4 protein-coding genes are annotated in these 5,152 nt (G+C 69.4%); all 4 read left to right on the top strand.

What is annotated here, in order from left to right; all coding sequences use genetic code 11:
• Positions 1 to 240 precede the first annotated feature (240 nt).
• The gene (gene gyrA, locus RDU12_RS12000) at positions 241 to 3,015 is read left to right on the top strand and encodes a DNA gyrase subunit A (protein ID WP_300289963.1); all 2,775 of its coding nucleotides are present in this window, start codon (positions 241 to 243) and stop codon (positions 3,013 to 3,015) included.
• Positions 3,016 to 3,034: 19 nt separating this feature from the next.
• Positions 3,035 to 3,832 carry an aminotransferase class IV gene (locus tag RDU12_RS12005; RefSeq protein ID WP_308684801.1) on the top strand — a complete coding sequence of 266 codons (798 nt, stop codon included), beginning with the start codon at positions 3,035 to 3,037 and terminating at the stop codon, positions 3,830 to 3,832.
• 49 nt (positions 3,833 to 3,881) lie between these two features.
• Positions 3,882 to 4,364, top strand: a complete 483-nt coding sequence (gene coaD / locus RDU12_RS12010; protein ID WP_300293325.1) for a pantetheine-phosphate adenylyltransferase — start codon at positions 3,882 to 3,884, stop codon at positions 4,362 to 4,364.
• Between the two features lie 8 nt (positions 4,365 to 4,372).
• A partial coding sequence (locus RDU12_RS12015) for a peptidylprolyl isomerase (RefSeq protein ID WP_308684803.1) occupies positions 4,373 to 5,152 on the top strand: 780 nt, incomplete at its 3' end.

Raw genomic sequence — 5,152 nt, forward strand, 5'->3', positions numbered from 1 at the left:
CGACGGCGGCGCGCTGCGGCGTCCATGAGTCGTCATTGGCGGTGACGCTGACGCAGGCCGCCAGGGAGGCGGCGAGCGGCAGGATGGCGAGGGCGGCGAGACGTGCAGGACGCATGGTGAAAATTCCCTGTCTGATGCGGGCCTTTGCCGGCGGCTTCGCTTTGCCACCACAGCCCCCGGATGCTAGAAAACCCGTTAGCGGATCACGTTCCGATTCCGGCCATTTAAAGCCCGATTTCCTTGACCGACGACAGCTATAACAACGCCCTGCCGCCTTCGTCGGGCGCAGGCGGCGATATCTCCACCATCACCATCGAGGACGAACTGCGCCGTTCGTACCTCGACTACGCCATGAGCGTGATCGTTTCGCGGGCCCTGCCCGACGCGCGCGACGGGCTGAAGCCCGTGCACCGGCGCATCCTGTATTCGATGCACGATCTGAAGATGACGCCGGACAAGTCGTATTCGAAATGCGCCCGCGTCGTCGGCGACGTGCTGGGCCGGTTCCACCCGCACGGCGACGCCTCGGTCTATATGGCGCTGGTGCGCATGGCCCAGCCGTTCTCGATGGGGCTGATGCTGGTCGACGGCCAGGGCAATTTCGGCTCGGTCGACGGCGATATGCCGGCCTCGATGCGATACACCGAGGCGAAGATGGCCCCGGCCGCGCTGGCCCTGCTGACCGACATCGACAAGGACACGGTCGATTTCCAGCCCAACTACGACGAGAAGGAGCTGGAGCCCGTCGTCCTGCCGGCGCGGATCCCGAACCTGCTGGTCAACGGCGCGGGCGGCATCGCCGTCGGCATGGCCACCAACATCCCGCCGCATAACCTCGGCGAGATCATCGACGCCTGCGTCGCCCTGCTGGACGACCCGGACATCGCCGACGATTCGCTGCTGGACATCGTTCCGGGGCCGGACTTCCCGACCGGCGGCGAGATCATGGGCCGGACCGCGCCCCGGAACGCCCTGCGCGAGGGCCGCGGCTCGGTCATGGTCCGCGGCAAGGCCACGATCGAGACGATCCGCAAGGACCGCGAGGCCATCGTGGTCACCGAGCTGCCGTTCCAGGTCAACAAGCAGACCCTGATCGAGCGGATCGTCGAAATGGTCCGCGAGAAGCGGATCGAGGGCATTTCCGACGTCCGCGACGAATCCGACCGCGACGGCATGCGGATGGTCATCGAGCTGAAGCGCGACGCCTCGGGCGACGTGGTCCTGAACCAGCTGTGGCGCTTCACCGCCATGCAGTCCTCGTTCGGCGTCAACATGCTGGCGCTGAACCATGGCCGGCCGATCCAGATGGGTCTGCGCCAGCTGCTGGAGGCCTTCCTCGATTTCCGCGAAGAGGTGGTCGTTCGCCGCATCAAGTTCGAACTGGCCAAGGCCCGCGACCGCGGCCACGTGCTGGTCGGTCTGGCGGTGGCTGTCGCCAATATCGACGAGGTCATCCACATCATCCGCAGCTCGGCGGATCCGGCCGAGGCGCGCGAGCGGCTGCAGGGCAAGGCCTGGCCGGTCGGCGACATGATCGCCCTGATCGAGCTGATCGCCGACCCGCGCTCGATGCTGGTCGACGGCGACAAGCTGAACCTGACCGACGAACAGGCGCGCGCCATCCTGGGCCTGACCCTGTCGCGCCTGACCGGTCTGGGCCGTGACGACATCTTCGGCGAGGCGCGCGGCCTGGCCGACACCATCCAGGGTCACCTGACCCTGCTGAGCGACCGCGCCAACATCCTGGCCGTGATCCGCGAGGATCTGCTGCTGGTGAAGGAGGAGTTCGCCGTTCCGCGGCGCACCCTGATCGGCGAGGGCGACTTCGAGCTGGAAGACGAGGACCTGATCCCGCGCGAGGACATGGTCGTGACCGTCACCCACGGCGGCTACGTCAAGCGCGTGGCGCTGAACGCCTATCGGACCCAGCATCGCGGCGGCAAGGGCCGCAGCGGCGTGGCGATGAAGGACGATGACGCCGTGGTCGGCGTGTTCTCGGCCTCGACCCACACGCCGGTGCTGTTCTTCGCCACCAACGGCAAGGCCTACAAGCTGAAGACCTGGCGTCTGCCGCTGGGCGGACCGACCTCGCGCGGCAAGGCCTTCGTCAACCTGCTGCCGATCGAGCCCGGCGACAGCATCATGAACGTGCTGCCCCTGCCCGAGGACGAGGCGGAGTGGGCGAACTACGACATCATGTTCGCCACCCGGTCGGGCGACGTACGCCGCAACAGGCTGAGCGACTTCGCCACCGTCAACCGGGCCGGCAAGATCGCCATGAAGCTGGAGGACGGCGACCGCATGGTCGGCGTGGCCCTGTGCACGGCCGAGGACGACGTCATGCTGACGACCGCCTTGGGCCGGGCCATCCGCTTCAAGGCCGACGACGTGCGGGTGTTCAAGGGCCGCGATTCGACCGGCGTCCGCGGCGTCCGCCTGCAGAAGGACGACGAGGTCATCTCCATGGCCGTGCTGGGCCGGGTCGACGCCACGCCGGAAGAGCGGGCCGCCTATGTCAAACACGCCAACGCCATGCGCCGGGCCGCCGGCGACGAGGACGACACGCAGGTCGAGGCGGACGACGAGGCCGTCGCCGACGCCGCCCTGTCGGTGGAGCGGATCGCCGAACTGGGGGCCGCGGAGCAGTTCATCCTGACCGTGACCGAGACCGGCTTCGGCAAGCGCTCGTCGGCCTATGAGTATCGCCGCACGGGCCGGGGCGGGCAGGGTCTGACGGCCCACGGCCTCGGCGGCCGGGCGGGGACCCGGTTGGCCGCCTCCTTCCCGGTGGAAGAGGGCGATGACCTGCTGCTGGTCACCTCGGGCGGTCAGATGATCCGCACACCGGTCGGCCAGGTCCGCATCGTCGGCCGCTCCAGCCAGGGCGTGACCATCTTCCGCACGGCGGAAGGCGAACGGGTCGTCTCGGTCGAGCGCCTGCCGGATTCCGGGAGCGACGATGACGCCGACATGGACGGCGAAACCGAAGTCGGGGAGGGCGGCGGCGAGAGCTGATCTCTCCGCTGAACCTGACATGGCGGACGCCGGAGACATCCTGATCGACGGCGTCCCGGCCGCCCCGGCGGATCTGGCCCATGTCGCCCTGGTCAACTACGGCGCCTACACCTCGTTTCGCGTCGAGGGCGGCGGGGCGAGGGGGCTGGACCTGCATCTGCAGCGGCTCGAGGCCTCGGCGCTGGAACTGTTCGGCGAGGCGGTCGGCGAGGCGCGGCTGCGCGACCTGATGCGCCGCGCGGTCGACGGGCGGGGCGACTGCTGGCTGCGGGTCAGTCTGTTCGCGCCGGAGATGTCGCCGCGGACGCCGGGCTGGACCGGCCGCTCGAAGGTGATGACCGCCGTCTTCCCGCCGCCGTCGCCGCTGGCCGGGACCGTGCGGCTGCAGACCCAAGTCTATGCCCGCGAGGCCGCGCATCTGAAGCACGCGGCGACCTTCGGCCTGATCCGGGCGCGACGCGAGGCGCTGGCGGCCGGTTTCGACGACGCCCTGTTCGTGGACGGGGACGGGCGGGTGTCCGAGGGCAGTCTGTGGAATATCGGCTTCATCCGGGGCGGCGAGGTGGTCTGGCCCCGGGCGCCGATGCTGGCGGGCGTGGCCCAGGCGCTGGTTCAGCGGGGACTCGAGGCGGCCGGCCTGAAGGGCGTGACCGAACCGGTCGGCGTCGCGGACCTGGCCCGGTTCGATGCGGCCTTCATCTGCAACAGCGCGACGCCGGCCTGCGCCGTCGCCTCGATCGACGCTCATGCGTTCCAGCCGCCGCCGCTCGAGGCCCTGAAGGCGGCCTGGGCGTCACAGCCCCGTCAGCCGATCTAGGCCGCCCCGGTCCCACCTGCTAAACCACTGCAAAGGCGGGGAGGAACGCATGCGCATCGGCCTGTACCCAGGCACATTCGATCCCGTCACCAACGGGCACATGGACATCATCGGGCGGGCGGTGAAGCTGGTCGACCGGCTGGTCATCGGCGTGGCGCGCAATGACGACAAGGGCCCGCTGTTCACCACCGACGAACGGGTGGTCATGGTCCGGGCCGAGGTCGCCCATCTCGGCGACAAGGTCGAGGTGCGGGCTTTCGACAGCCTGCTGATGCATTTCGCCGAGTCGCTGAACGCCACCATCATCGTGCGCGGCCTGCGCGCCGTCGCGGACTTCGAATACGAATTCCAGATGACGGCGATGAACCAGCGCCTCAATGCCGACATCGAGACGGTCTTCCTGATGGCCGATCCGCGGCATCAGGCCATCGCCTCGCGGCTGGTCAAGGAGATCGCCCGTCTGGACGGTGCGATCGACAGTTTCGTCAGCCCCGCCATCGCCGAAGCGGTGCGGGCCAAGGTCAAGGGATAGTCACCGTTTTGAAGATCGTCACCGCCGCCGCGCTTTCGCTTTCGTTGCTGACCGCCGCCCCCGCCCTCGCCCAGACCGCCCCCTCGGCGGACTGGCGCGCCGTCGCCCCCGAAAACCTGCTGGTCATCGACACCGCCAAGGGCCGCATCCTGGTCGAGATGGAGCCGCGCATGGCGCCGCGGGCGGTCGAGCGCATCCGCACCCTGGCCGATCAGGGCTTCTACGACGGGCTGAAATTCCACCGGGTGATCCCGAACTTCATGGCCCAGACCGGCGACCCGCAGGGGACCGGGCAGGGCGGCAGCGACCTGCCCGATTTGGCCGGGGAGTTCGAGTTCCGGCGCGGCCGCGACGCCGGTTTCGTTCCGGTGACGGCGACGCCCCAGGGACAGGGGGGGCTGGTCGGCTCCGTGCCGGTCGTCACCCAGCCCGACGCCCAGATGATGGTCACGGCCGACTTCAAGGCGAGCGCCCAGGGACTGTTCTGCCCCGGCGTCGCCGGCATGGCGCGGGCCAGTTCGCCGGACAGCGCCAACAGCCAGTTCTTCCTGATGACCGGCCCGAAGGACGATCTGAATGGTCGATACACGCCGTTTGGGCGGGTCGTGGCGGGCATGGACGTGGTCCGCGCCCTCAAGGCCGGCTCCGAGGCCCAGAACGGCCAGGTCGACAACCCCGACCTGATGACCCGCGCCCGGACCGCGTCGGCCCTGCCCGAGGGCGAGCGGCCGACCGTGCGCGTGGCCACGGGCGCCGTCCTGCAGGCCGAGCTCGAACGCGTCCGGGCC

Source organism: Brevundimonas sp. (assembly GCF_031082345.1).
Lineage (GTDB): Bacteria > Pseudomonadota > Alphaproteobacteria > Caulobacterales > Caulobacteraceae > Brevundimonas.